General features: G+C 71.7%; 22 protein-coding genes and 3 tRNA genes. 6 read left to right on the forward strand and 19 right to left on the reverse strand.

Annotated elements, in window-relative coordinates:
* Positions 1-163 precede the first annotated feature (163 nt).
* The 3 genes from QFZ74_RS10495 to leuS form a co-directional block, all read right to left on the reverse strand.
* Positions 164-1,009, reverse strand: coding sequence for a DegV family protein (locus tag QFZ74_RS10495; protein WP_307620541.1), 846 nt, complete (start codon positions 1,007-1,009; stop codon positions 164-166).
* Positions 1,010-1,108: 99 nt separating this feature from the next.
* Positions 1,109-1,813: a hypothetical protein gene (locus QFZ74_RS10500; protein ID WP_307620542.1), complete on the reverse strand. Its 705-nt coding sequence runs from the start codon at positions 1,811-1,813 to the stop codon at positions 1,109-1,111.
* A gap of 167 nt (positions 1,814-1,980) precedes the next feature.
* Positions 1,981-4,860, reverse strand: a complete 2,880-nt coding sequence (gene leuS, locus QFZ74_RS10505) for a leucine--tRNA ligase (protein ID WP_307620543.1) — start codon at positions 4,858-4,860, stop codon at positions 1,981-1,983.
* Positions 4,861-5,276: 416 nt separating this feature from the next.
* Between leuS and QFZ74_RS10510 the strand changes: the two genes are divergently transcribed.
* Complete coding sequence (locus QFZ74_RS10510; protein ID WP_307620544.1) at positions 5,277-6,545, forward strand: cytochrome b/b6 domain-containing protein; 1,269 nt, start codon at positions 5,277-5,279, stop codon at positions 6,543-6,545.
* A complete protein-coding gene (locus QFZ74_RS10515) occupies positions 6,542-8,152 on the forward strand; it encodes an NADH-quinone oxidoreductase subunit NuoF family protein (protein ID WP_307620545.1) in 1,611 nt (536 codons plus the stop codon). The genes QFZ74_RS10510 and QFZ74_RS10515 overlap by 4 nt, the downstream gene beginning before the upstream one ends.
* 47 nt (positions 8,153-8,199) lie before the next feature.
* Here QFZ74_RS10515 and QFZ74_RS10520 read toward each other — a convergent pair.
* Both QFZ74_RS10520 and QFZ74_RS10525 read right to left on the reverse strand, forming a co-directional pair.
* A tRNA-Ala gene (locus QFZ74_RS10520) sits at positions 8,200-8,272 on the reverse strand.
* A 158-nt stretch (positions 8,273-8,430) separates the two neighbouring features.
* Positions 8,431-8,503 (reverse strand) — tRNA-Ala (locus tag QFZ74_RS10525).
* Between the two features lie 112 nt (positions 8,504-8,615).
* On the opposite strand from QFZ74_RS10525, the gene QFZ74_RS10530 reads away from it, so the two are divergent.
* Positions 8,616-9,863, forward strand: coding sequence for a glycosyltransferase 87 family protein (locus QFZ74_RS10530; protein WP_307620546.1), 1,248 nt, complete (start codon positions 8,616-8,618; stop codon positions 9,861-9,863).
* On the opposite strand, the gene QFZ74_RS10535 is transcribed toward QFZ74_RS10530, so the two are convergent.
* From QFZ74_RS10535 to QFZ74_RS10545, 3 genes are all read right to left on the reverse strand, one after another.
* Complete coding sequence (locus tag QFZ74_RS10535; protein WP_307620547.1) at positions 9,832-10,065, reverse strand: hypothetical protein; 234 nt, start codon at positions 10,063-10,065, stop codon at positions 9,832-9,834. The genes QFZ74_RS10530 and QFZ74_RS10535 overlap by 32 nt on opposite strands.
* 3 nt (positions 10,066-10,068) lie before the next feature.
* Positions 10,069-10,242, reverse strand: coding sequence for a hypothetical protein (locus QFZ74_RS10540; RefSeq protein ID WP_307620548.1), 174 nt, complete (start codon positions 10,240-10,242; stop codon positions 10,069-10,071).
* Positions 10,243-10,311: 69 nt separating this feature from the next.
* Positions 10,312-11,676 (reverse strand): MFS transporter, encoded by a 1,365-nt coding sequence (locus QFZ74_RS10545; RefSeq protein WP_307624104.1) that lies wholly within the window; start codon positions 11,674-11,676, stop codon positions 10,312-10,314.
* A 228-nt stretch (positions 11,677-11,904) separates the two neighbouring features.
* Between QFZ74_RS10545 and QFZ74_RS10550 the strand changes: the two genes are divergently transcribed.
* Positions 11,905-12,825 (forward strand): helix-turn-helix transcriptional regulator, encoded by a 921-nt coding sequence (locus QFZ74_RS10550; RefSeq protein ID WP_307620549.1) that lies wholly within the window; start codon positions 11,905-11,907, stop codon positions 12,823-12,825.
* Between the two features lie 52 nt (positions 12,826-12,877).
* On the opposite strand, the gene QFZ74_RS10555 is transcribed toward QFZ74_RS10550, so the two are convergent.
* From QFZ74_RS10555 to QFZ74_RS10580, 6 genes are all read right to left on the reverse strand, one after another.
* Positions 12,878-12,950, reverse strand: a tRNA-Ala gene (locus QFZ74_RS10555).
* Positions 12,951-13,039: 89 nt separating this feature from the next.
* On the reverse strand, positions 13,040-13,708 hold the full coding sequence (locus QFZ74_RS10560; protein WP_307620550.1) for a histidine phosphatase family protein: 669 nt from the start codon (positions 13,706-13,708) through the stop codon (positions 13,040-13,042).
* Entirely contained in the window at positions 13,708-14,151 is a 444-nt protein-coding gene (gene rsfS / locus QFZ74_RS10565; RefSeq protein ID WP_307620551.1) for a ribosome silencing factor, read from the reverse strand. The genes QFZ74_RS10560 and rsfS overlap by 1 nt, the downstream gene beginning before the upstream one ends.
* A gap of 148 nt (positions 14,152-14,299) precedes the next feature.
* Positions 14,300-16,030, reverse strand: coding sequence for an LCP family protein (locus QFZ74_RS10570; protein WP_307620552.1), 1,731 nt, complete (start codon positions 16,028-16,030; stop codon positions 14,300-14,302).
* A 16-nt stretch (positions 16,031-16,046) separates the two neighbouring features.
* Complete coding sequence (gene nadD / locus QFZ74_RS10575) at positions 16,047-16,808, reverse strand: nicotinate-nucleotide adenylyltransferase (protein ID WP_307620553.1); 762 nt, start codon at positions 16,806-16,808, stop codon at positions 16,047-16,049.
* A gap of 83 nt (positions 16,809-16,891) precedes the next feature.
* The gene (locus QFZ74_RS10580) at positions 16,892-17,056 is read right to left on the reverse strand and encodes a hypothetical protein (protein ID WP_307620554.1); all 165 of its coding nucleotides are present in this window, start codon (positions 17,054-17,056) and stop codon (positions 16,892-16,894) included.
* 272 nt (positions 17,057-17,328) lie between these two features.
* On the opposite strand from QFZ74_RS10580, the gene QFZ74_RS10585 reads away from it, so the two are divergent.
* Positions 17,329-18,516 (forward strand): M48 family metallopeptidase, encoded by a 1,188-nt coding sequence (locus QFZ74_RS10585; RefSeq protein ID WP_307620555.1) that lies wholly within the window; start codon positions 17,329-17,331, stop codon positions 18,514-18,516.
* Positions 18,517-18,554: 38 nt separating this feature from the next.
* Here QFZ74_RS10585 and QFZ74_RS10590 read toward each other — a convergent pair whose 3' ends face one another.
* The 5 genes from QFZ74_RS10590 to proB form a co-directional block, all read right to left on the reverse strand.
* Complete coding sequence (locus tag QFZ74_RS10590) at positions 18,555-19,625, reverse strand: hypothetical protein (RefSeq protein ID WP_307620556.1); 1,071 nt, start codon at positions 19,623-19,625, stop codon at positions 18,555-18,557.
* A gap of 88 nt (positions 19,626-19,713) precedes the next feature.
* Complete coding sequence (locus QFZ74_RS10595) at positions 19,714-20,304, reverse strand: hypothetical protein (protein WP_307620557.1); 591 nt, start codon at positions 20,302-20,304, stop codon at positions 19,714-19,716.
* 89 nt (positions 20,305-20,393) lie between these two features.
* The gene (locus QFZ74_RS10600; protein WP_307620558.1) at positions 20,394-21,680 is read right to left on the reverse strand and encodes a glutamate-5-semialdehyde dehydrogenase; all 1,287 of its coding nucleotides are present in this window, start codon (positions 21,678-21,680) and stop codon (positions 20,394-20,396) included.
* A 75-nt stretch (positions 21,681-21,755) separates the two neighbouring features.
* Positions 21,756-22,217 carry a hypothetical protein gene (locus tag QFZ74_RS10605; RefSeq protein WP_373462367.1) on the reverse strand — a complete coding sequence of 154 codons (462 nt, stop codon included), beginning with the start codon at positions 22,215-22,217 and terminating at the stop codon, positions 21,756-21,758.
* A 139-nt stretch (positions 22,218-22,356) separates the two neighbouring features.
* Positions 22,357-23,463 (reverse strand): glutamate 5-kinase, encoded by a 1,107-nt coding sequence (gene proB, locus QFZ74_RS10610; protein WP_307624106.1) that lies wholly within the window; start codon positions 23,461-23,463, stop codon positions 22,357-22,359.
* A 369-nt stretch (positions 23,464-23,832) separates the two neighbouring features.
* Here proB and QFZ74_RS10615 point away from each other — a divergent pair, with 369 nt between their 5' ends.
* On the forward strand, positions 23,833-25,932 hold the full coding sequence (locus QFZ74_RS10615; RefSeq protein ID WP_307620559.1) for a hypothetical protein: 2,100 nt from the start codon (positions 23,833-23,835) through the stop codon (positions 25,930-25,932).
* Positions 25,933-26,007: the final 75 nt, after the last annotated feature.

Consider the following 26,007-nt stretch of genomic DNA (forward strand, 5'->3'; position numbering starts at 1 on the left):
CGTGTACGTGATCGAAGTGCCATGCGCCGAGGATCGGACATCTCGCCACATCGCGATGATCTTGGTCAATTTCCGGGGACCACGGCCCAGTTGTGGATAACTCGGCCACTCACACGAGTGAGCCGGCCCACGAACACCACGCCGACCGGCCCCCGACGCAGGTTCAGCGCGGCGACACCACGACGCCCAGCAGCCCCGGCCCGGTGTGTGCCCCGATCACCGCTCCGACCTCGCTCACATGCAGGTCGGCCAGTCCCGGTACCCGGGTGCGCACGTGGTCGGCGAGGGCCGATGCCCGGTCGGGGGCGGCGAGATGGTGGACGGCGATGTCGACCTCGGCGCCGGCGGCCCGCTCGGCGACGATCTCCTCGAGGCGGGCGATGGCCTTCGACGCGGTGCGGACCTTCTCCAGCAGTTCGATGCGGCCGCCGTCCAGCTGGAGCAGCGGTTTCACGGCGAGCGCGGAGCCGAGCAGTGCCTGGGCGGCGCCGATGCGGCCGCCGCGGCGGAGATAGTCGAGCGTGTCGACGTAGAAGTACGCGAAGGTGCCCGCGGCCCGCTTCTCGGCGGCGGTCACGGCCTCGTCCACGGTGCCGCCGGCCTCGGCCACCTCGGCGGCGGCGAGCGCGCAGAAGCCGAGGGCCATGGCGACCATGCCGGTGTCCACCACCCGCACCGGCACCGGCGCTTCGCGGGCCGCGAGGACGGCGGCGTCGTAGGTGCCGGACAGCTCGGCGGAGAGGTGGAGCGAGACGATGCCGGTGGCGCCGGACTCGGCGACCCTGCGGTAGGTCTCCGCGAACGTCTGAGGGCTGGGGCGCGAGGTGGTGACGGGGTCCCGCTTCTGGAGGGCCTGGGCCAGGGAGCGGGTGGAGATCTCGGTGCCCTCTTCGAATGCCTCGTCGCCGAGGACGACGGTCAGGGGCACTGCGGTGATGCCGTGACGCACCATCGTCCGCGGCGGCAGGTAGGCCGTTGAATCGGTGACGATCGCGACATGGCGGGACATGAGCTGGAGGTTACCTGGCGTAGCGTCCCGGCGGCAGACCGGCCCCTCCCACCTGCTCCCGGACCGTCGATGCGGTGCGGACGGTCCGTGCGGTCCGGATCATCTGCTGCTCTCGGGACGGGCCTTCTTCTGCCCGTTCCCCAGCCAGGGGTACTCGGGGCTCGGGCCGGGCGGGGTGATGGCCGCGGGGGCCGGTTCGTCACCGGCCGGGCGGGAGTGCGGCGTCTCCGGCCAGGGCTGCGGCTCCGGCGCGGGCTCCGTGCGCTGCCAGTGCCGCAGGGCGCCGGTCTCGACGTCGATCTGTGCGCTCAGGGCGTCCAGGTCATCGTCGGCGAAGCGGTGGGCGCGGTCGCGGACGGCCCAGCGCAGGGAGTCCGCGGACCGGGTGATGCGCTCGGTGCGGCGGCGCAGCTCGGGCAGCCGGGCCGCGAGCGTGGCGCGGTCCGGTTCGCTCTCCAGGCGCTTGAGGTCGCCGTCCAGCTCCTGCCCGTGCACGCTGAGGCGCTCGAAGAGGCCGAGGGACTCCTTCAGCGACTCGTCGCGCGGGGCACCCGCGCCCAGCGCGTCCTGGGTGGCGCGCATCGAGGTGCGCAGGCCGAGCCGTAGCTGGGCGATCTCGCCGAGGGGGCCCGGCTGGGCGAAGGACTTGGCGCGCAGCGTGTGGTCCTCGACCGTGCGGCGCGCCTGAGTGATGGTCCGGTCGACGCCCTGCTTGGCGGCGCCGACGGCCTTGACCGTGGCGTAGGTGCCGAGGCCCACGAAGAGCAGGAAGAGCAGTGCGAAGACTGTGATCACGACGTCCACGATGCTCCTCCTCCGGCCTGCCCGGCACGATCCGCTGCGCTCTCCACGGTAAACGCAACGGGCAGGCCCGGAGTTCCATCGGAACCCCGAACCTGCCCGTACAGAACCCGGAACCTGCCCGTAGGGGACTACCCGGAGGCCGTGCTCACGCCCTCACGCTCACGCCGTTACGCGGGAACGATGTTCACCAGCTTCGGCGCGCGGACGATCACCTTGCGGATCCCGGCGCCGTCCAGCGCGGCGACGACCCGCTCGTCGGCCAGGGCCACCTTCTCCAGCTCCTCGTCGGAGATGGACGGCGGCACCTCCAGGCGGGCCTTGACCTTGCCCTTGATCTGCACGACGCAGGTCACGGTCTCGTCGACGACGTACGCCGGGTCGGCGACGGGGAAGTCCTGGTGGACGACCGAGTCGGTGTGGCCCAGCTTGCGCCACAGTTCCTCGGCGATGTGCGGGGCCAGCGGTGCGATCATCAGCACCAGCGTCTCGGCGACGGAGCGCGGCAGGGCGCCGCCGGCCTTGGTCAGGTGGTTGTTCAGCTCGGTGACCTTGGCGATGGCGGTGTTGAAGCGCAGGCCCTCCAGGTCCTGGCCCACGCCGTCGATCGCCTTGTGCAGGGCGCGCAGCGTGTCCTCGTCGGGCGCGGCGTCGGTGACGGTGACCTCGCCGGTGGCCTCGTCGACGATGTTGCGCCACAGCCGCTGCAGCAGGCGGAACTGGCCGACGACCGCGCGCGTGTCCCACGGGCGGGAGACGTCCAGCGGGCCCATCGCCATCTCGTACAGGCGCAGGGTGTCCGCCCCGTACTCGGCGGCGATCTCGTCCGGAGTGACGGCGTTCTTCAGGGACTTGCCCATCTTGCCCAGCAGGCGGCTGACCTTCTCGCCCTGGTAGTAGTACGCGCCGTCGCGCTCCTCCACCTCGGCGGCCGGCACGGCGATGCCGCGGCTGTCGCGGTAGACGTAGGCCTGGATCATGCCCTGGTTGAACAGCTTGTGGAACGGCTCCGCGGAGGAGACGTGTCCCAGGTCGAACAGGACCTTGGACCAGAAGCGGGCGTACAGCAGGTGCAGCACGGCGTGCTCGGCGCCGCCGACGTACAGGTCGACACCGCCGTGCGGCTGGCCCTCGCGCGGGCCCATCCAGTACTGCTCGATCTCGGGGTCGACCAGCTTTCGGTCGTTGTGCGGGTCCAGGTAGCGCAGCTCGTACCAGCAGGAACCGGCCCAGTTGGGCATGGTGTTGGTCTCGCGGCGGTACTTGCGCGGACCGCGCCCGTCGCCCAGGTCCAGGGTGACGTTGACCCATTCCTCGTTGCGCGACAGCGGCGTCTCGGGCTGGGTGTCGGCGTCGTCGGGGTCGAAGGTGCGCGGGCTGTAGTCCTCGACCTCGGGCAGCTCCAGCGGCAGCATCGACTCGGGCAGCGCGTGGGCGATGCCGTCCTCGTCGTAGACGATCGGGAAGGGCTCGCCCCAGTAGCGCTGGCGGCTGAACAGCCAGTCGCGCAGGCGGAAGTTGACGGTGCCTTCGCCGATGCCCTTGCGTTCCAGCCACTCGGTGATGCGCGCCTTGGCGTCGACGACGCCCAGGCCGTCCAGTTTCACGTCGTCGCTGGAGGAGTTGACCAGCTTGGCGTCGTAGGAGACGAAGGCGTCGTCCCAGGTCGACGGGTCGGTACCGCGATCGTCGGACGGCTCGACGACGCAGCGGATCGGCAGCTCGAAGGCGCGCGCGAAGGCGAAGTCGCGCGTGTCGTGGCCCGGGACGGCCATGATCGCGCCGGTGCCGTAGCCCATCAGCACGTAGTCGGCGATGAAGACGGGGACCGGCTCGCCGTTGACGGGGTTGGTGGCGAACGCGCCGGTGAAGACGCCGGTCTTGTCCTTGGCCTCGGCCTGGCGCTCGACGTCGGACTTCGAGGCGGCCTGCGCGCGGTACGCGGCGACGGCCTCGGCCGGGGTTGCGTGGCCGCCGGTCCACGCCTCGTGGGTGCCCTTGGGCCAGGCGGCCGGGGTGAACTTCTCGACCAGCGGGTGCTCGGGGGCCAGCACCATGTAGGTCGCGCCGAACAGGGTGTCGGGGCGGGTGGTGAAGACGGTGATGCGCTCGCCGTCGATGGGGAAGTCGACGCGGGCGCCCTCGCTGCGGCCGATCCAGTTGCGCTGCTGCAGCTTGATGGCCTCGGGCCAGTCCAGCTCCTCCAGGTCCTCCAGCAGCCGGTCGGCGTAGGCCGTGATGCGCATGTTCCACTGGCGCAGCTTGGCCTTGAAGACGGGGTAGTTGCCGCGCTCGGAGCGGCCGTCGGCGGTGACCTCCTCGTTGGCCAGCACGGTGCCCAGTCCGGGACACCAGTTGACCGGCGAGTCGGAGGCGTAGGCCAGGCGGAACTCGCCCAGGACGTCGGCGCGCTCGGCGGCGGTCAGCTCGTTCCACGCGCGCGTGTGGCCGGGGACGGTGCGGTCACCGGACTCGAACTGGGCGATCAGTTCGGAGATCGGGCGGGCCTTGTTCGCCTCGTCGTCGTACCAGGAGTTGAAGATCTGCAGGAAGATCCACTGGGTCCACTTGTAGTACTCCGGGTCGATCGTGGCGAACGACCGGCGCTTGTCGTGGCCCAGGCCCAGCCGGCGCAGCTGGGCCTTCATGTTCTCGATGTTGGCCTCGGTGGACACGCGCGGGTGCGTGCCGGTCTGCACGGCGTACTGCTCGGCGGGCAGGCCGAAGGCGTCGAAGCCGAGGGTGTGCAGGACGTTGTGGCCGGTCATGCGCTGGAACCGGGCGTAGACGTCGGTGGCGATGTAACCCAGGGGGTGGCCGACGTGCAGACCCGCACCGGAGGGGTACGGGAACATGTCCATGATGAACTTCTTGGGCTTGGCCACCGTCGCGGGGTCGCCGGCCAGGTCACCGGTGGGGTTCGGCGCGGCGTACGTTCCCTCGGCGTCCCAGACGTCCTGCCAGCGTGCCTCGATCTCGGCGGCCACGGCTGCCGTGTAGCGGTGCGGCGCGGTCACCTCGGCGGTGGCGGCGGGGTTCGTCTCGCTCATGATCCTCAAAGCTCCATCGATCGTCTCTGCCTGCGGCTGTGACATCCAAGAAACGAAAAAGCCCCTCGCACAGGAGGGGACGCCGCGCCGATGCCGGCCACTCGACTTCGCGAGGGTCGGGACTGATCAGCGCGGCCCGCTAAGCAGAAGGCGTACGGCACGCATGGCGTTAGGGTACCGCAGCCCTTGAGCACGAGGCGACGCGCTTCCGTATGCCTGGTTGGCCGAACAAGATCTGAACCAAGAACTGAACCAAGTTCAAAGGTTACTTCGCGTACCACCCGCTAAAGGACATCACAACAACCGCATTGTCATTTGATAACAGCGCAATAACTCAAACCACGTACTGATCGGTATGGCGCCGCTTAGAGTCTCGGCAGCGGGACCGCTTTCCCGAACCGCTCGGAGTTGCCCCCATGAATCCTCGTCGTAGTCACGGTTCGCTCCCCAAACCGGGCCGGTCGGCCTACGGGGTGGCGACCGCCTTCGCCTTGTTACTGATACCCGTGATCGTGCTGATCGGAGACGGCCCGTTCCGCGACTTCCTGAACTTCGGTGCGGGCGTGCTGTCCCTCGTCTCGCTCAGCTGCTCGGTGATCTGGGGCCTGGTCGCGCAGGACCGGATCGTCCTCAACACGCGCCAGCGGATCGTCGGCCAGGCGGTCCACCGGACGACGGCGGTCGCCTCGATCGCGTTCCTGCTGCTGCACATCACCACGAAGATCGCGCTCGACCACACCGTGCTGATCGCCGCGATCATCCCCTTCTCCCTCGGCGTCACCGGGAGCGCCGGCCTGATCGGGCTCGGCTCGGCGGCCGGCCTGCTGATGATCTTCGTGGGGGTCACCGGCGCCCTGCGCAGCAACTTCGCCTCCCCCGCCCCGGTCGCCGCCCGCTGGCGGGCCATGCACATGCTGGCCTACCCCGCCTGGGGCGCGGCCCTCGTGCACGGCCTGTACGCGGGACGGCAGGCCAAGCCGGTCTTCGTGATCCTCTACAGCCTGTGCCTGCTCGGCGTCATGGCCGCCCTCGCGCTGCGCGCGGCGCCGCGTCCCGTCAAACGGCGGGTCGCCGACCGCCTCGTGTCGTTCATGGGCCCCTCGGAGCGCCGGGACCTGGACGAGAGGGAAGCGAGCCGCTCCCGGGGCCGCGAGACGATGTCCGCCCTGCCGGGCTACGAGCGGCAGCCGTCGTTCGCGGCGGCCTCCCCGAGCACCCCGGCCCCGCCGTACGACACCCCGGTGCCCCGGCCCGGGGCCGGCTTCGCGGCCGCTTACCGGGCCATGTCCACGGTCCCGCAGCAGCCCTCGGGGAGCGAACGGAACGCACGTATGGACCGCCCAATGGAGGCCACGGAGGTCTTCGCGCGCGTGGACGGCGGCCCCTCCAGCACCTCGGGCAGCTGGCCGGTCCCGTCCCCGCCGCCGGTCGGCGAGGCGCCGCGCTCGGTGTACGACCCGCTCCGGGACACCGGCCACAGCATTCCCGTCTACGGCGCGGCCGGCACCGGCGCCTACCCGGACAGCGACGTCCGCGGCACCGCTGAGACGAACACCCTCTACGGCACGTACAACCCGAACGACACGTACAACAGCGGTCCCGCCACTGATCCATCGCCCGGTGCGCCCTACGACGCGCCGGGTCCGGGCGAACCTTGGAACATGCCTTCCGGAGGCCATAGGTGAACGAGGCCCTGCCCGACGTCCCGGAAGTCCGCGTCGTCGGGCTTCCCCAGCTCACGTCGGGCTTCGACCTTGTCGAAAGACTTGATCTGCCCATGCACCTCAGGGTGCACGGGCCGCTCGACCCGGTGGGCGGCGAGAAACTCGCCAAGCTCGCCGAGAGCATCAACCTGAAGGGCCGCGGCGGCGCGGGGTTCCCCTTCCACAAGAAGCTGCGCTCGGTCGCCGAAGCGGCGATCAAGCGCGGCGTACGGCCGGTCGTCGTCGTCAACGGCAGCGAGGACGAACCGGCCTGCCGCAAGGACACGGTGCTCATCAACCGTGCCCCACACCTCATCCTGGACGGGGCGCTGCTGTGCGCCGAGGCGATGGGTGCCCGCACGCTCGTGGTGGGGGTCACCCGTGAGTCGACGCAGCGCTCCATGGAGGCCGCGCTCGCCGAACGCGGCCTCAGCAACAGCCGCCGATCCGCGCTCCGCGCGTGGGTGCAGCGCAATCCGATCCGCATGGTCACCGGCGCCGCCGCGTCGGTGATCCGCTCGATCGACGGCGGCCCGGCGATCCCGCCCGGCCGCAAGGTCAGCGCGTCCAAGAGCGGCGTCGGCGGCGCGCCCACGCTGCTGTCGAACGCCGAGACGTTCGCGCAGCTGGCGATCGCCGCCCGCATCGGCCCGGAGCGCTACGGCAACACCGGCCTGTACGACGAGCCGGGCACCGTCATGCTGACGGTCTCCGGCGCGGTCGCCCGCCCGATGGTGATCGAGGTCCCCACGGGCGTGCCGTTGCGCTACGTCCTGCAACTGGCCGGTGCGCCGCCGGTCCCGCAGGGCGTGCTGACCGGCGGCTACCACGGCAAGTGGATCGACGCGGCCACGGTCGAGGAGGCCATCGTCTCCCGCAACTCGCTGGACGCGGTGGGCGGTTCGCTCGGAGCGGGCGCCATCCTGCCGATCAGCCAGGAGACCTGTCCGCTGGGCGAGTCGCTGCGGGTGGCCCAGTGGCTGGCCGAGGAGAGCGCGGGGCAGTGCGGCCCCTGCTACCTGGGCCTGCCGGCCGCCGCGCGCGGGCTGGAGGACATCCTGAACGGAGGCGGTCCGGCCGCGCTGGAGGCGCTCAAGCAGGTCGCGAAGAACGTGAAGCGGCGCGGCGCCTGCTCGCACCCGGACGGCTCCGCGATGTTCCTGGAGTCCACCGTCAAGGCGTTCACCGACGACCTCGCCGCCCATGTCCTGGGAAGCGGCTGCGGACGGCCCGTGGAGGGCGTTCTGCCGCTCTTCGAGGGCGGCTACGGCGGCGCGGGTGCCATGGGTGACGCGGCGGCTCAGGAGGCGGGCGGGAGCCGCCAGAAGATCTACGTCGACTGGACGCTGTGCCGGGGCCACGGCCTGTGCGCGGACATCCTCCCGGAGGTCTTCCAGCTGGGCGCGGACGGATTCCCGACCGTCGCCCAGGCGCAGGTGCCGCAGTACGCCGAGGCCAAGGCGCTGCGCGCGGTGCGCCGCTGCCCGGCGCTGGCGCTGCGGCTCGAGGAGGACACGCGCGGGCAGGCGCCGTCGCGCAACCTTCCGGTCCTCTCCCAGGGCCGCGGTCGCCGGGCCCTAGGCCGCTGAACGCCGAAGGCGGACCATCCATCGGGATGGTCCGCCTTCGACTTCTGTGGAGCTAAGGAGAATTGAACTCCTGACCTCCTGCATGCCATGCAGGCGCTCTACCAACTGAGCTATAGCCCCTCGCGGCGCGCCGCCCGGTTCCCCCGGCGGCCACGCCAACTTTACACGGTCCTACGGGTGCCTCGGCTCACGCGGATGGGCACCCAGCCCCACCGGCATGTGACCCACGCAACGCCGAAGGCGGACCATCTGTCCGGATGGTCCGCCTTCGACTTCTGTGGAGCTAAGGAGAATTGAACTCCTGACCTCCTGCATGCCATGCAGGCGCTCTACCAACTGAGCTATAGCCCCTCACGGTGCGCCGCCCGGTTCCCCCGGCGACGACGGCAACTTTACACGGCCGCCCCGGGACCTTGCCAAATCGCTTCCGCTCCGCACCGATAAGGGCCTAATGTCGGCCCTCATGTCGGTGATCAGGTTCTCCGCAGTCCACCGTCGCGTGCCGGTCGCCCTGGGGGCGTGCCTGCTCTCCTTCGTGGCCTTCTGGGCCGCGCAGCGGGCCGCCGACGTGTCGATGCTCGACCTCATGGTGTACCGGGCGGAGGGGGCGACCGTCCGCGCGGGCGGCGATCTCTACGCCCTACGGACGACCTATGCCCAGCTTCCGGCGACGTATCCCCCGTTCGCGGCCCTGCTGTTCACCCCGCTGACGCTCTTCGGCACGGGGACCATGCGGACGCTGGCCACCGCCGGGAACCTCGCCCTCCTCGTCGCGCTCGTCCACCTGTCGCTGAAACTCGTAGGGCACGCGCGCGTGGAGAGCACGCTCTGGGGCGCGGCGGTGGTCGTGTGGTGCGAGCCGGTGTGGACGACGCTGCGCTACGGGCAGATCAATCTGCTGATCGCCGTCCTGGTGATGTGGGACCTGGCCCATCGCTCCCCCGCCGGCCGGGCCCGCTGGGCCGGGGTCGGTCTCGGGCTTGCCGCGGCGATCAAGCTGACGCCCGGACTGTTCGTGATCTTCCTGGCCGCCACCGGTCTCGCGGCGTACGTCCGGGGCGCCGGCGGAGGCCCGTGGCTGCGTCACGCGCGCGGGGCGGTCGGCGCGTTCGCCGGGGCGACGCTGCTCGCGGCGGCCGTCCTGCCGTACGACTCCTGGCGGTTCTGGACCGAGATGGTGTTCCGCACGAGCCGGGTCGGGTACGCCGAGGAGACCGGCAACCAGGCCCTGCGCGGTGTGGTGGCGCGGCTGCTGCACACGCCGGAGCCGGGCGCCCCCTGGTTCGCGCTGGCCGTCCTAGTGGCCGTGGCGGGGCTGTCGGTGGCGGTCGCCGCCGAACTGCGGGGCGAGCGGGCGTGGGCGGTGACCGCGTGCGCGGTGACGGCACTGCTGGTCAGTCCGGTGTCGTGGTCGCACCACTGGGTGTGGTGCGTGCCGTTGGTGCTGGTGCTGTGGACGAGCGGGCTCCGCGCGGCCGCCCTGGGCGCGCTGCTGGTGTTCTGCTCGTACGCCCTGTGGTGGGTGCCACACAGCTACGGTCGGCCCGAACTGCACCAGAACGCGCTCGAATTGACGCTGTCGATGCTCTACGGGGTGGTGGGCTGCGCCTTCTTGGTGCTCACCGCTGCCTCGGGGCGGGGCCCGGCCGAGGTGGCCGGGGTGCCCGAGGCGGCGGAGGTCAGGCCGTCACGAATGAGTAGAACCGCTTGAGCGTGCAGTGCTCTTCGAGAAGGCGACCGTAGATCGGTTCCCCGTCCAGTTCACGGTAGGTCTCGATCGGGTCGCCTTTTATGATCAGCGCCCGTGCGCATTCCTCGCACCAGTACTGGTAGTCGGGGTTGATCGGCTCCATGTCACGGACGATGGGCGTGCCGCTGCCGCACCAGTCGCACTTCCTCCTGTGTGCACCCATCGATCAGCTCCAGCTGTGGCCGCAGGCCGTGCACACGTAGGAGATCCCCCCGTTGTCGCCGAGGACTTGGGCCACATGGGCGGATCCGCAGGAAGGGCAGCTGAGACGGGTGGCCGTGCCCCGTTTCGACGCCCCGCCGAGGAGGTGGCCGACCTCCTCGAGGATGCTCGCAGGCATCACTGCTCCCTCCCGTCGGGCCGCGCCCCCTTCCGGCCGTTTGATTCTGCCACGGCCAGACCAATACGGTCAGCGACGCCTTCGTACCAGTCCGGACACGGCGGCCGCCGCGGCCGTCCCGGCCATCGCCCACAGGCACACCGAGAGCGCCTCCGCAGAGGTATACGCCCCCGGAGCCCCGAGCGACTCAAGCCGGTTCAGGAACAGTGTGCCGAAAACCGCGACACCGATCAGCTGGCCGAGCTGCGTGACCGTGGCCAGCAGCCCGCTGGCGTCCGCCGCGTCCTCGGGGCGCACCGCTGCGAGCGCGCGGGTGAGCGTGGGGCTGAAGGCGAGCGACAGTCCGACTCCCACGCCGAGGTAGGCGACGTACAACGCTGCTCCCCCGTCACCGCCGCCTCCAAACGCCGCCGCGACCCCGGCCGTGCCGAGCGCGGTGAGCGCGAACCCGCAGGGGATCAGCGCACGCTGCCAGGAGACGGGCCAGCGTCGCCAGGTCAGGCCGACCGCTCCGAAGACGAGGGCGGTCGGCGCGAACGCGAGGCCCGCGTGCAGCGCGCTGTAGCCGAGGCCGGCCTGGACGTGCAGGGTGAGCGTGAACAGGAAGCCGGCGTTGACCGCCATGACGGCCATGATGCGGACGACGGCCAGGCCCATGCCGGGCAGGCGCAGCACGCGCGGCGCGATCAGCGGGGCGCCGCCGCGGCGGGCCAGCCGGGTCTCGTACCCGCAGAACACGGCGAACAGGACGGCCGCGGTCACCAGCGACAGCCAGGTCCACCGCGGCCAGCCCGCCTCCTGCCCGAGCACCAGCGGGACGGTCAGCAGCGACACGGCCGCGCCGAGCAGCACCAGGCCCGGTACATCGAGGCCGCGCGCCCGCTCCCGGCCGGCGCCGCCGTCCCGCGGCAGGACGCGGCGGCCGAGGACGAGCAGAGCGACGCCGACCGGCACGTTCACGAGGAACACCGGGCGCCAGCCGGTGCCCAGGAGGTCGGCGCCGACCAGGACGCCGCCGACGATCTGCCCGGCCGCGGCACCGACGGCGAGGACGGCCGAGTAGGCGCCGAGCGCCCGGACGCGGGCCTCGCCGGTGAAGGTGCGCTGGAGCAGGCTGAGCACCTGCGGGATCATCACGGCCGATCCGGCGCCCTGTACCAGCCGGAAAACGATCAGTTCGGTGGCGCCCTGGGCCAGGCCGCAGGCGAGGGAGGCGGCGGTGAACAGGGCGAGTCCGGCGAGGTGGGCCCGGCCGTGGCCGTACCGGTCGCCGAGCCGTGCGCCGGTGATCAGGAGCACCGAGTAGGTGATGGCGTATCCGGCGACCACCAGCTGCAAGTCGGCGCCGGAGGCGTGGAGTTCGGAACCGATGGTGGGGGCCGCGACGTTCACGATGAAGACGTCGAGGACCGCCATGAACAGGGCCGAGAGCACGAGCGCGAGCAGCAGGCGGGGCCGGTTGTCAGTGGGGGGTGCTTCACTGATTGCAGGCCTCGTCGACGGTGCGGGGCCTGGTGCCGAACGGGATGTCGTCGTCATGCCATCGAGCCTGACGACGTGCCGGTACCGGTGCCGAGAGCCCGCGGGTGCTGGTAGTGGCAGTACCTGGCAGGGGGCGGGCCGGGGACCGACGATGGGAACGTGACGACGGGGGGCGGGACCATGGGAACGACAGCGCAACGCCGGCGACCGGAGCTGGCCACCTTTCTGCGCAGCCGAAGGGCCCGGGTGACTCCGGCCGACGTGGGGATGCCGCCGGGACTGCGGCGGCGCACGCCGGGGCTGCGCCGTGAGGAGGTCGCGCAGCTCTCGGGCGTGGGGGTGACCTGGTACACGTGGCTGGAGCAGGGCCGTCCGATCAACGCCTCCGCTCAGGTGCTGGATGCGGTGGCGCGCACGCTGCGGCTGGACCCGCCGGAGCGGGAGCATCTCTACCGGCTGGCGGAGGTGCCGTTCGTCCCGGACCCGCAGGGCCTGACGCGGGCGGTCGGGCCCGAGGTGCAGGGCATCGTCGACGCCCTCGATCCGCTGGTGGCGGTGGTCTACAACTCGCGGTACGACATCGTCGCCACCAACCCCGCCTACCGCGACCTGTTCCTGGTGACGGAGTCCCTCCGGCTCGGTGTGCCGAACGTCCTGTGGACGCTGTTCACCACGCGGGAGGAATGCTGCCCGCTGCTGCACCGGGAGCGTGAACTGCCCCTGATGGTGGCCACGCTGCGGTCGTCCTACGGCAGACATGTCGGCGAGCCGGCCTGGGAGGACTACATACGCGCGCTGTCGGCGGCCAGCCCGTACTTCGCCGAGCTGTGGGCGAGCGGTGCGGTGGTGCGGCCGGGGCCGCGGGTGAAGACGTTCCGTCATGAGGCGGTGGGCGAGGTGCGGATGACGTCCCAGTCGCTGTCGATCGACGGGATGCCGGAGTGCCGGATCGTCGTCTACACACCGGAGGACGAGGAGGCGAGCGGGAAGATCGCCCTGCTGAGAAAGCGCAGACAGCGGGTGGGGTGCGCGGACGCCACCGACACGACGGCCGCCGAGATCATCCGCAAGTGGCACGACGCAGAAAATCCCGCCCCCTGAGGGACGGGATTCTCATCACCGATCTTTGACAACTCAACAGAGTGTCGATCTGTGGAGCTAAGGAGAATTGAACTCCTGACCTCCTGCATGCCATGCAGGCGCTCTACCAACTGAGCTATAGCCCCTTGCGTTCTTCCCGCTCGGCGGGCGAACAAGAAGAACTTTAGCCTGCGACCTGCCAGAAAGTGAAATCGGGTCCCCGGGCCCCGGGCGCTCAGTCGTCGTCGCCGAGGACGGGCTCCGGGAGGGTGCCCGCGTTGTGCTCCAGCAGGCGCCAGCCGCGGGCGCCTTCGCCGAGGACGGACCAGCAGCAGTTGGACAGTCCGCCGAGGCTCTCCCAGTGCTGGGCCTCCAGGCCGAGGAGCCTGCCGATGGTGGTCCGGATGGTGCCGCCGTGGCTGACGACCACGAGAGTGCCGTCCTCGGGCAGCTTCTCGGCGTGCCGCAGCACGACGGGGGCGGCCCGGTCGGCGACCTCGGTCTCCAGTTCGCCGCCGCCGCGGCGGACCGGCTCACCGCGCTTCCACGCGGCGTACTCGTCGCCGTGCCGGGCGATGATCTCGTCGTGCGTCAGGCCCTGCCAGACGCCCGCGTAGGTCTCGCGCAGACCCTCCTCGCGGGTGACGTCGAGGCCGGTGAGGGCGGCGAGCTCGGCGGCCGTTTCGGAGGCCCGCTGAAGGTCCGAGGCGATGATCGCGTCGGGCTTCAGGGAGACGAGCAGCCGGGCGGCGCGGCGCGCCTGCTCGACGCCGGTGGCGGTGAGCTCGACGTCCGTGGAGCCCTGGAAGCGGCGCTCCACGTTCCAGGCCGTCTGGCCGTGCCGCCACAGGATGATGCGGCGGCCCCGCTCCGGCGTGCGCTCGACCTCGGCGGTGGAGGTCATCACCAGTCCCCGCCGGGCTCGGCAGCGTCCTCGGCGGCCTTGAGCTTGGCGTGCTCCTCGGCCTTGCCGCGCGTGGCCTTGGCCTCGGCCGGCAGCTCGATCTCGGGGCAGTCCTTCCACAGCCGCTCCAGGGCGTAGAAGACGCGCTCCTCGCTGTGCTGGACGTGGACGACGATGTCGACGTAGTCGAGCAGGATCCAGCGGGACTCACGGTCGCCCTCGCGGCGCACCGGCTTGACGCCGAGCTCCTTCTGGAGCCGCTCCTCGATCTCGTCGACGATCGACTTGACCTGGCGGTCGTTGGGCGCGGAGGCCAGCAGGAAGGCATCCGTGATCGACAGCACATCGCTCACGTCGTAAGCGATGACGTCGTGGGCGAGCTTGTCGGCGGCCGCCTGGGCGGCGGTGTTGATGAGCTCGATGGAACGGTCGGTGGCGGTCACTACGTGGCTTTCCGTCGGCGGTCAGTAGACCTCAAGGGTCTCACGGACGGCCTTGCCCGGCCCACGGTGATACGGGCGCCGCGGCACCCTGCGCGGCGAAAGCGTCACGTGGGGTGCCGCGGCGGTCACGCGTACGGCGGGCCCGCGCTCACGAGGCGGACGGGCGGTAGTCCTGGCCGAGGACCACCGAGACGTCGGCGTTCGAGGCGACGGAGCCCTTGGTCACGGCGCTCGCGGGCAGGCCCAGGGTCTTGGCGACCTCGCCGGCGTTCTCCTTGTCGGCGGCGTCCGAGTAGGTCACCTGGGAGGTCGTCCGGGCGACGGACCCGCTGCCCGCCTCCATGAAGGTGAAGCCGCCGTTGAGGAGCACCACGCGCGCCTTCTCGGTGTTGTCCTCGGCGCCGGTGGCGTTCTGGACGGAGACCCGGACGGCCGAGCCCTGGTCGGGGCTCTTGGCGGTGCCGCCCAGGATGTTCTTCACGACGTCGGCGCTGGTCTGCGCGCTCACCGTGCCGTCGGCCTGGACGGGCAGCAGCGCCGACCTGTAGTCGCCGCCCTTGGCCAGGTCGGCGAGCTTGGCGAGGAAGGCGCCGAGGTTCTTGTCGGACAAGGGCGGCTCGATGATCTGCCCCAGCGTCTGCACGGTGACGGTGGCCGCCTGCGGGTCGGAGGAGACCTTGCGCAGCACGCCGTGCAGCACCTGGCCGAACCGCTCCAGCTGGGCGTTCGAGGCCTCGCCCGGCGCGCGGTAGGTGGCGTAGGCGACGGCCATCTTGCCGCTGAGCGTCTGGCCCTGGCCGCGGTGGACGAGGGGCCCGGTGTTCTTCTTCTTGGCGTCCTTGGCGGCGGGGTCGGGGACGTCGGTGTTGGTGTCGACCTCGATGTTGCCGACCAGGTCGACGAGGTTCTGCAGGTAGGGCGTGTCCAGTCGCCAGGTTCCCTGGATGCTGGTGCCGAGCACGGTGTCGAGCTGGTCGCGGGTGCCGGAGGAGCCGTCGTCGTCGACCGACTTGGCGAGGGTGGTGACCGCGCCGTCCTCGTCGGTCAGGGTCAGGGAGTTGGGCAGCAGGACGGTGGTGCCCTGCTTGGTGGTGGTGTTGTCGACGAGCAGCGCCGTGGAGGTGCCGCCCTTCGCGGTGTTGTGCAGGTGGACGACGATCACGTCGCGGTTCTGCGCGCCGAGCGGCGTCCCGGTGCCGGCCTTGGTGCCGGACGAGGACAGGCCGGGCAGCTTTCCGGCGTACCAGAGGTAGCCGACGCCGCCGGCCGCGACCAGGGCGAGTACGACGACGAGGGAGATGAGGCGGCTGCGCGCGCGGCGGCGGGCCTCCTCGCGGCGCTCGGTGCGGTTCTCGGTGAACTTCAGCCAGTCGATGACGTCCTCGGAGTCGCCGTCGGGCTCCTCGACGAAGTCGAACTGCTCGTTCTCGCCGCCCCGTTCACCTTCGCCGTGCAGCCGTGACTCCTCGGCCTCGGCCGGGCCGGTCTGCTGCGGGATGCGGGCGGTCTGCTCGGCGCCCCGGGGGCGTGCGGGCCCGCCCTGCGGGGGCCGACCGTAGGGGGTGTACGCCTGCTCGGACGCACCGCCCCGCGCGCCGGCGCCGTAGGGGTCGTAGGAGGGGACGGGCGGCTGCTCCCCGGTGTCGTAGCCGTCGTAGGACGGCACGCGCTGCTGCGGTCCCGTGCCGTACGGGTCGCTGCCATAGCCCTGCTGGGCCTGCTGGCCCTGCTGCGCGTACGGGTCGTAGGTCGCCTGCGGAGCCTGTTGCGCCGGGATCTGGCGGTACACGGGCTGCCCGTACGTGTCGTAGCCGACGATCTCGTACTGGTCGCCCCCGTACGTCTCGCCCCCGTATGCCGGGTCGTATCGGTCGTTCACCGGTGCCCCTCTCGGCTCACTCGCCGCGGTACAGCTCGCGTTTGTCGATGTAGCGCACGACGCCGTCCGGCACCATGTACCAGATGGGGTCGCCATGGGCGACTCTCGCACGGCAGTCTGTGGAGGAGATGGCGAGCGCGGGAACCTCGACGAGCGAGACGCCCCCCTCCGGCAGACCGGGATCGGTCAGATGGTGTCCGGGCCGGGTGACCCCGATGAAGTGCGCGAGGGAGAACAGCTCGTCGGAGTCGCGCCACGTCAGGAGCTGGGCGAGGGCGTCCGCACCGGTGATGAAGTAGAGGTCGGTGTCGGGGTTGAGCGCCCTCAGGTCGCGCAGCGTGTCCACGGTGTAGGTGGGTCCGCCGCGGTCGATGTCGATGCGGCTCACCGAGAACTGGGGGTTCTCGGCGGTCGCGATGACCGTCATCAGATAACGGTCCTCGGCCGGGGACACCTTGCGGTGGGTCTTCTGCCACGGCTGGCCGGTGGGCACGAAGACCACCTCGTCGAGCTGGAACTGCGTGGCGACCTCGCTGGCCGCCACGAGGTGCCCGTGGTGGATCGGGTCGAACGTCCCGCCCATGACGCCGAGACGGCGCTTGCCCAGGTGCATGGGCCCCTCGACCGGCCTGGTGGCCCGGGCCCTCGCCGTGCTGCTCGCCGCGCCGCTCGCCCTGTGCCGCGCCGCGTCACGCGCCGTCGCGTCCTGCGTCGCGTCGTCCGCCACGCCGTTCGCCGCGCCCTGTGCCGGACCGACAGGCATGTCCTGCTCTCCCATGCGTGCAGACCCTACCGGCCCGGCCTGCGGGCCCCGGTCGCCAGACCCCCGGGTACGGTCCGGCGGGCGCCGGGCCGCCGTGCTCAGCGGTCGCGGTTGAAGCGCGTGGTGATCCACAGCAGGAGCAGCAGGATGAAGAGCGCGCCGCCGCCGGTGAGGAACGGGTTGAGGCTGTCGTGGTTGCCGCCGTGCTCCCCGCCCTCCGCGGCGAGGGTGACCAACTGGGCAGCGGTGCTGTGGAGGCTCATCTTCGGCAGACCTATCCGGTGTGGGCGGGATAAAGACGTCGGCTCATCGTATGCGGGCGCCCCCGCGTCGATCACGCCGACTCCGCAGTTGGGCGTGAGCGGGCCAATCCACGGGGGACAAACGGGAAATGAGCGACGTCCGCGGGAACGATCCGGGAGCCTCGGCCGTCCTTCTGCTTGTGCCCGCGCAGCAGGAGCCGGTCAACGGTGACTCCGCCTAGGCTGGGGTCTGCCTCGGGGGCACAGGGGCCACGACGCACTTGGGGGAAGGCATGTCCGACGACGGCCGGCAAAACGGGCACGAGCGCGTGCCCGGCAGGCGGCGCAGGCGTTTCCCGGGGCTCTCCTCGCGTGCGTACGAGCACCCGGCGGACCGCTCCGCCCTGGTGGCGCTGCGCAGGCTGAGCGGTTTCGACACCGTCTTCAAGGCGCTCAGCGCGCTGCTCCCGGAGCGGAGCCTGAGGCTGCTGTTCCTGTCCGACTCGGTGCGCGTCTCGGAGCAGCAGTTCGCGCACCTGCACGACATGCTGCGGGACTCCTGCTACATCCTGGACCTCGAGAAGGTCCCGCCCATGTACGTCACGCAGGATCCGCAGCCGAACGCGATGTGCATCGGCCTGGACGAGCCGATCATCGTCGTCACCACCGGGCTCGTCGAGCTGCTGGACGAGGAGGAGATGCGGGCGGTCGTCGGCCATGAGACGGGGCACGCCCTGTCCGGGCACGCGGTGTACCGCACGATCCTGCTGTTCCTGACCAGCCTGGCGGTCAAGGTCGCCTGGATCCCGCTGGGCAACCTCGCGATCATGACGATCGTGACGGCGCTGCGGGAGTGGTTCCGCAAGTCGGAGCTGTCCGCCGACCGGGCGGGCCTGCTGGTCGGGCAGGATCCGCAGGCCTCGATGCGCGGCCTGATGAAGATCGCGGGCGGCAACCATCTGCATGAGATGAACGTGGACGCGTTCCTGGAGCAGGCCGAGGAGTTCGAGGCCGGGGGCGACCTGCGCGACTCCGTGCTGAAGATCCTCAATGTGCTGCCCCGTACGCACCCGTTCGCCGCCGTCCGCGCGGCCGAGCTGAAGAAGTGGTCCGAGTCCCGCGACTACCAGCGGATCATGGACGGCCACTACCCGCGGCGCAGCGAGGACAGGGACACCTCGGTCGGCGACTCGTTCAGGGAGTCGGCCGCGAGCTACGCCGGCGACGTGAAGACCTCCAAGGACCCGCTGATGAAGCTGGTCGCGGACCTCACGGGCGGGGCCGGGAACCTGGGCGGCCGGGTGAAGCGCGGCTTCAGCGGCTTCACCAGCCCGCCGCCGCCGAAGGACCGGGACACCAAGGCGGACGGACCGTCGGGCCGGCCGTCCACCGACGAGCCACCCACCCACGAGCCGCCCACCGACGAGCCGCCGACGGACGAGCCGCCGACGGACGGCACCACGTCACGCGAGGGCGACTGACAGGACGTTCCGGAGCCGCAGGTGAGCGCCGCGCGCCCTCACACCTTCGGCTGCGCCCCGCCGGCCAGGGTCCCGCACAGGGCGGTGGCGCTGCCCGTGGCGTAGGGGTTCGTTCCCGCCGGTCCGCCCGACCTGGCGGTCTGGCCGGCGAGCAGCGGGTGCAGGTGCTCGGCGGCGGCCTCGGCGCAGGACAGCGGGCCGGCCTGGACGTAGGAGGCGACCAGCTGGGCCTGGTGGCGGCGCAGGTCGGCGCGGTCGTAGCGGAAGGTCAGCTCGCGGCGGACGGTGAACAGGGAGACCAGCGCGGGGTCGCTTCCGCCGGGGCCCCGCAGCGCGTAGACGAAGGTGTGGTCGGCGGTGACCTCCAGCGTGCCGGAGTCGGTCTCGGCGGCCTGGAGGGTGCCCTGGACCCGGATCCTGCGGTCGGCCAGCTCCGCGCCGGCCGGCGCGAACCGCACCAGCCATCCGGTGGGCGCGTGCCGCCCGTCCGCGGCCGGATGCCGGAAACTCTGGTCGAACTGGTCGAGTTGGTCGGGGTCGAGCAGTACGCGCACCGGCCGCACCTGGCTGCCGTTCAGCACCTCGGGATAGAGCGAGGAGCGGACGAGGTAGTCCTTGGCCGTGGTCAGGGCCGTCACGACGTCGCCGTCGGTGAAGTGGGCGGTGCGCCGGGAGGCGGGCAGGGGTATCCCCTCGGCGCCGATCCTGAACTGGGCGGCGGGGCTGTGCGCGTACAGCCGCTCGGCGTCGGCCGCGCCGGGCACCCTGCCCTGCGGGGCGAGCGGGATGACGGTCATGCGCAGGGGCTCGACGGGCTGGCGGGTCTCGGCGGTGCCGTAGGGGTGGCGTACGCCCATGTAGATGGCGGTGCCGAAGGCGACGGCGATCAGCAGGACCAGGATGAGCGCCTGCCGGGACAGGCCACGGTGCAGGGGCGGGCGCCGGCGTACGGCGGGGGCGTGGTCGCCCATGCGCTCCTGGGCGGAGTACTCCTGGAGGCGGGCAGCGCGGACGAACGACTCGTCGAAGACGACGGATCGGTATTCGTCCTCGCCACCACCGGGAGCGCCTTCGGGTGTCCCCTCAGGTGGTTCTCCTGGCCCGCCCATACCTTCAGAGTAGGTCTCGGGGGGCTCAGGTAAACGCCCTGGTACACGACAAGTTCTGACAGGTTCTCACAGTGCGGGGAACGGCTGCTCAGGGCGTGCGCGGGAGCACGGGGACGGCCGGCCGGGAGTGGTCGGCGGGGGCGGAGGGGGGCGCCGCGCCGGGCGGTTCCAGGCCGGTGGAGGCGGGTGGCACCACCGCGTCCCGGCTGCCCGAGGAGGCGCTGCGGTAGACCGCGGCGAAGGCCAGCGCGACCATGCCGACGCCCATCACGAGGGCGAGTACCCAGGCGACGGGCCGGTGCCAGCCGACGTGCCGGCCGTACAGGCCGAAGGTGCCGTAGCGGCTCTCGTGGCCGTCGGGGTCGTCGGCGCCCTCGGGCTCGTCGGAGTGGTCGGGGGCCGCGTCGCGGGGGAAGTCGTGGTCGTCAGGTCCGTACCCGTCGCCTGGCCGCTCGCTGCGGGTGCGGCCGCGGCGGGCCTCGGCCTCGGAGGCCTCGGCTCTCGCCTGCGCGGCGGCCAGGAGGCGTTCGACGGCGCTCGGCTCGTGCACCGGGGCGGCCTGCACGAAGGCCTCGTCGAAGACCACGGAGGCGAACCCGTCGTCCGGCACCCCGTGATCGCGGTCGTCGTCGGGCTCCCGGCCGTCAGCGAACGGCGTGCCCCCCACGTCCTCCGTCACGGGGTCCAGCCTAGACCTGGGGGGTCAATTTGGGCAGACGGTATGGAAATTAACCCGCCCGGCGGACCGTGCGGCCGGGCGGGATTCCGTCAGCCGCGTACGTGCCCGTCGCCGGTCACGATGTACTTCGTGCTGGTGAGTTCGGGCAGGCCCATCGGGCCGCGGGCGTGCAGCTTCTGGGTGGAGATGCCGATCTCGGCGCCGAAGCCGAACTGGCTGCCGTCGGTGAAGCGGGTGGAGGCGTTGACGGCGACCGTGGTGGAGTCGACCAGCTGGGTGAACCGGCGGGCCGCCTGCTGGGAGGTGGTGACGATCGCCTCGGTGTGCCCGGAGGTCCACAGCCGGATGTGCTCGACGGCTTTGTCGAGCGAGTCGACGACGGCGGCGGCGATGTCGTACGAGAGGTACTCCGTCTCCCAGTCCTCCGGCGTCGCCTCGACGACGGTCGCCTCGGAGTCCTTGGCGTACGCCATCACGCGCTCGTCGGCGTGCACGGTCACCCCGGCCGCGGCGAGGGCGTCCAGCGCGCGCGGCAGGAACACGGGGGCGATGTCCTGGTGGACCAGGAGGGTCTCGGCGGAGTTGCAGACGCTGACGCGCTGCGCCTTGGAGTTGATCAGGATCTCGATCGCCATGTCGAGGTCGGCGTGGGCGTCGACGTAGACGTGGCAGTTGCCGGTGCCGGTCTCGATGACCGGGACGGTGGACTCGGCGACGACGGTCCGGATGAGGGAGGCGCCGCCGCGCGGGATCAGGACGTCGACCAGGCCGCGGGCGCGCATCAGCTCGCGCACGCTCTCGCGGCTCTCGCCGGGCACCAGCTGGACGGCGTCGGCGGGCAGCCCGGCCCCGCCCACGGCGTCGCGCAGGACCCGGACGAGGGCGGTGTTCGACTCGTACGCGGAGGCCGAGCCGCGCAGCAGCACCGCGTTGCCGGCCTTCAGGCACAGGGCGGCGGCGTCGACGGTGACGTTGGGGCGGGCCTCGTAGATGATGCCGACGACGCCGAGCGGGACGCGGACCTGGCGCAGGTCGATGCCGTTGGGGAGGGTGGAGCCGCGCACGATCTCGCCGACCGGGTCGGGCAGGGCGGCGACGTCCCGGACGTCGGAGGCGATGGCCCGGACCCGCTCGGGGGTGAGGGTGAGCCGGTCGACGATCGCCTCGCTGGTGCCGGCCTCGCGGGCCCGGGCGACGTCCAGGGCGTTGGCCTCGACGATCTCGGCCGTACGGACCTCCAGCGCGTCCGCGACGGCGAGCAGGGCGTCGTCCTTCGCGGCCCGCGGGAGCGGGGCGAGGTCGGCCGCGGCGGCCTTGGCGCGGTAGGCGGCCTGGGTGACCGGGGACATGGCGTCGTACGGGGAGAGCGTGGTCATGGGGGAAGGGTAGTGCGCATGGCCCGGTCGGGTCCGGGGCATTTCACACCCTGGTCACGTCATGCCCGTACCGGGTCAAAAGGGGTGGACGCCCACCGGGGTCGCGGGCGGCGGTCCGCACCCCTCGGCGATGCGGTGGTGGTAGGTCTCTCGGTCGATGACCTCCAGGCCGACGATCTCCCAGGGGGGCAGCCCGGCGCTCTGCCGGTGCTCGCCCCACAGCCGCAGGGCCACCGCGGCCGCGTCGTGCAGGTCGCGGGCCTCCTCCCAGTACCGGATCTCGGCGTGGTCGGGTGCGTACCGGCTGGTCAGCAGGAAGGGGTGGTCGTGGGCGAGCTGCTCCAGGGCGCGCCGCAGGTCCTTCAGGGGGACCTCCTCGCCGGAGACGCTGAGGGTGACGTGCCACAGGCGCGGCAGGTCCTTCGGCGCCGCGTACCGGTCGCCGGGCGCGACGCTCGCCAGGGGACGCTCCTCCGCCGGACCGCGGGAGGGGGAGCCACCGCGGGATCCGGCCGCCCCAGGGCGCACTCGTCTCACGACGGCCTCCTTCACCCAGCGCTCGCACGGGACGTGCCCCTGAAACACGTCAAACACGTCCCAGTTGAGCAGGCCCGACGGCTCCGCGTGGCGGTTTTACGGAACGTCCCCCACCGGGGTCGCCGGCCGCGCGCCCGGTTTACGCGTGCAGGATCACCAGGTCGTCCCTGTGTACGACCTCGCGTTCGTACGCCGGGCCGAGCTCACGCGCCAGCTCCCTGGTCGAGCGGCCGATCAGCTGGGGGATCTCCTTGGCGTCGAAGTTGACGAGCCCGCGGGCCACCGGGTGCCCGCGCCCGTCGCGCAGCTCGACCGGGTCGCCCGCGCTGAACTCGCCCTCGACGGCGGCGATCCCGGCCGGCAGCAGCGAGGTGCGCCGCTCGACGACCGCGCGCACGGCGCCGTCGTCCAGGGTGAGCGAGCCCTGCGGGGCGGAGGCGTGCTGGAGCCACAGGAGCCGGTCGGCGGAGCGCTTGCCAGTGGGGTGGAACCAGGTGCCGGTGTCGGCGCCGGAGAGGGCGTCGGCGGCATGGACGGTGCTGGTGAGGACGACGGGGATGCCCGCGGCGGCCGCGATCCGGGCGGCCTCGACCTTGGTGATCATGCCGCCGGTGCCGACGCCGGCCTTGCCCGCGCTGCCGATCTCCACGTGCGCGAGGTCGGCGGGGCCGCGCACCTGGGCGATCCGCGAGGTGCCCGCCCTGCCGGGGTCGCCGTCGTACACGCCGTCGACGTCGGACAGCAGGACCAGCAGATCGGCGCGGACGAGGTGGGCGACGAGGGCGGCGAGGCGGTCGTTGTCGCCGAAGCGGATCTCGTCGGTGGCGACGGTGTCGTTCTCGTTGACGACCGGGAAGGCACCCATCGCCAGGAGCTTGTCGAGGGTGCGGGAGGCGTTGCGGTGGTGGGCGCGGCGGCTCATGTCGTCGGAGGTGAGCAGCACCTGGCCGACGCGGACGCCGTAGCGGGCGAAGGAGGCGGTGTAGCGGGCCATGAGCAGGCCCTGGCCGACGCTGGCGGCGGCCTGCTGGCGGGCGAGGTCCTTGGGCCGGCGGCGCAGGCCCAGCGGGGCGAGGCCGGCGGCGATGGCGCCGGAGGACACGAGCACGACCTCCCGCTCGCCGCCGCCGTGGCTCTTGGCGAGGACGTCGACGAGCGCGTCCACCCGGTCGGCGTCGAGGCCGCCGGCGGCGGTGGTCAGGGAGGAGGAGCCCACCTTGACGACGATTCTGCGGGCGCCGGCCACCTCCTGCCGTGCCGTGGTCCGCTCTGCCGCCGTCTGCCCTGCCGCTGACACCTGCTGCCCCCATGCTCGGAACCGGCCCGGAGGATGCGCGTCCGGGTGGGTGCAATCTACGTGAGCCGGGCACCGGGGCGCCGCCGCGTTTCGAGGGGCGGACGGTGCGTGGACCCTCCGTCCGTTCCGTGATTCGCGCCCGGACTGTCCGTTATCCAGTGATTGATTTCACGCCGGATTGCTAGGCGAATACCAAAAGTCATACGGTCAGTGGTCGCCCTACCCTCCTGCGGCATGCGTGCCGCAGATCCGTGCGGGCAGCTCCCACCCCCCATGCTCGCCCTCCATCCGCCGAACCCCTTCGCAGGAGCCCCCCCAGTGCCCTCCGCAGGCCTCGCCCCTCGCCGCATCATGCAGCTCTGTGCGCTGTTCACGATGCTGGCGCTCATCACAGCCCAGATAGTCTCGGCTCTGGTGCCCTACGTCCCGGTGTTCGTCGCCGCGAGTGCCGCCGGGCTCGCCCTGGACCTGTATCTGCAGTACCGCGAACCGGGCCTCCTCGGATCCCTGGGCAAGATCCGTTTCGACGCCCTGGTCCGCCAGCTGCTGCGCGACATGCTGATCCTGATAGGACTGCTGCGCATCGAGGGCATCGACCCGGAGCGCGAGCACGCCCCGGTCCTGGTGGCGCTGTTCGTCTTCTACGGGCTGCATTTCGTCTGCCAGGCCGTCGCCGTCCTGGTCCGCCGCGCCCGTACGCTGCCGATCGTCACGCGCAACATCGACGCCTCGGCGCTGCGTCTGACCGTCGCCCCGCCGCGGCTGCTCTCCCGCCGCCACAACCGCCGGCTGCTCGTCTTCTCGGTTCCGGCGACGGCCGGCCTGCTGACGACCGTGGTCACCTCCCAGGGCCGCTGGGCCGCCTTCGGCGTGGGCCTGGCCATCCTGCTGATGACCGGCGGCATCGTCCGCCTCGGCACCTGGCTGCTGCCGAAGAAGCGCGCCGTGAACTCCCAGAAGGTCATGGAGTGGCTGGACGGCTGGCTGGCCGACTACCAGCCGACCGTCGCCATGTACTTCTCCGGCGGCACGACCTCCGCCTACCAGGCCAACATGTGGCTCTCCACGCTGTCGCAGCTGGACGCCAAGCCGCTGATCGTGCTGCGCGAGCGCTTCATGGTGCAGAAGATCGACGCGACCGACGTCCCGATCATCTGCTTCCCGCGGGTCTCGACGATGTTCTCGCTGGAGAACTCGACGCTGAAGATGATGCTGCACCCGGCCAACGCCGCGAAGACCTCGCAGGTGCTGCGCATCCCCACGGTCAAGCACGCCTTCATCAACCACGGCGAGAGCGACAAGCTGTCCTCCTGCAACCCCTACGCGAAGGCGTACGACGAGGTGTGGGTCGCCGGTCCGGCCGCGCGTGAGCGCTACGCCCTCGCGGACGTCGGCGTCGCCGACCAGGACATCGTGGAGGTCGGCCGCCCGCAGCTGGCGCCGATCCGCCCCTACGCGGGCGCGCCGACGGGCCCGTACACGACCGTGCTGTACGCCCCCACGTGGGAGGGCTGGGACGGCAACCCGGGCAACACCTCGGTGCTGCTGGCCGGCGAGAACATGGTCCGCGAGCTCCTCGCGGACGAGGGCGTGCGCCTGCTGTACAAGCCGCACCCGATGACCGGCTCCGTCGACCCGCGCTGCGGCGCGGCGAACGAGCGGATCAAGGCGATGATCCGCGAGGCCAACACCCGCCGCTCGGGCACGCGCCCCGGCCCGGAGGCCGCCGCCGAGCTGGCCCGCCGCACCGCCGAGCTGGACGCGCTGACCTCGACCGCCTTCCGCAAGGGCGCGGACGAGCTGGAGCGGATGCTGGTCCAGGGCGCGCCGCAGGGCGACCGCGAGGCGGAGATCGCGCAGGCGACGGCCGCCTGGGAGAAGGCGTACTGGGCGTCCCTCCCGGAGTGGGAGCACCAGATCATCACGTCCGCCCGGCCGCCGATCTTCGCCTGCTTCAACGTGGCGGACCTGCTGATCAGCGATGTCTCGTCGGTCGTCTCCGACTGGCTCTCCAGCGAGAAGCCGTACGCGGTCGCCAACACCTCCGGCATGTCGGAGGCCGACTTCCGCGAGAACTTCCCGACGGTGTCGGCGGGCGCGATCCTCACTCCGGCCGCGGACGGCGTGCCGGCGCTGCTGGACTCGGTCCGCAATCCGGAGAAGGACACGTTCGCCGCGGCCCGCGCCGAGCTCAAGGTGCACCTGCTCGGCCCGTCGGACCCGCCGTCGCTGGCCCGCTTCGACGCGGCCGTGCACGCGCTGTGCGGCAAGGCCGACGAGCGGCGCGCGCGCATGGAGGCCCGTCAGGTCACCCCGGCCATCCCCGCGCCGCGCGCCGGTGCCGAGGAGGCGGTCCCGGAGCCGTCCGAGGACCCCGACCCCTCGGACCGCACGGCCGACACCTCCGTCAGCGCTTAGGGCCTGTCGTTTGGATCATCCCGGTGTCGCGGGGTCTGGCACGCACATCTGCCGCGTTGTCGTCGGTTGCCAACT

The sequence above is a fragment of the Streptomyces sp. V3I7 genome, assembly GCF_030817495.1.
Lineage (GTDB): Bacteria > Actinomycetota > Actinomycetes > Streptomycetales > Streptomycetaceae > Streptomyces.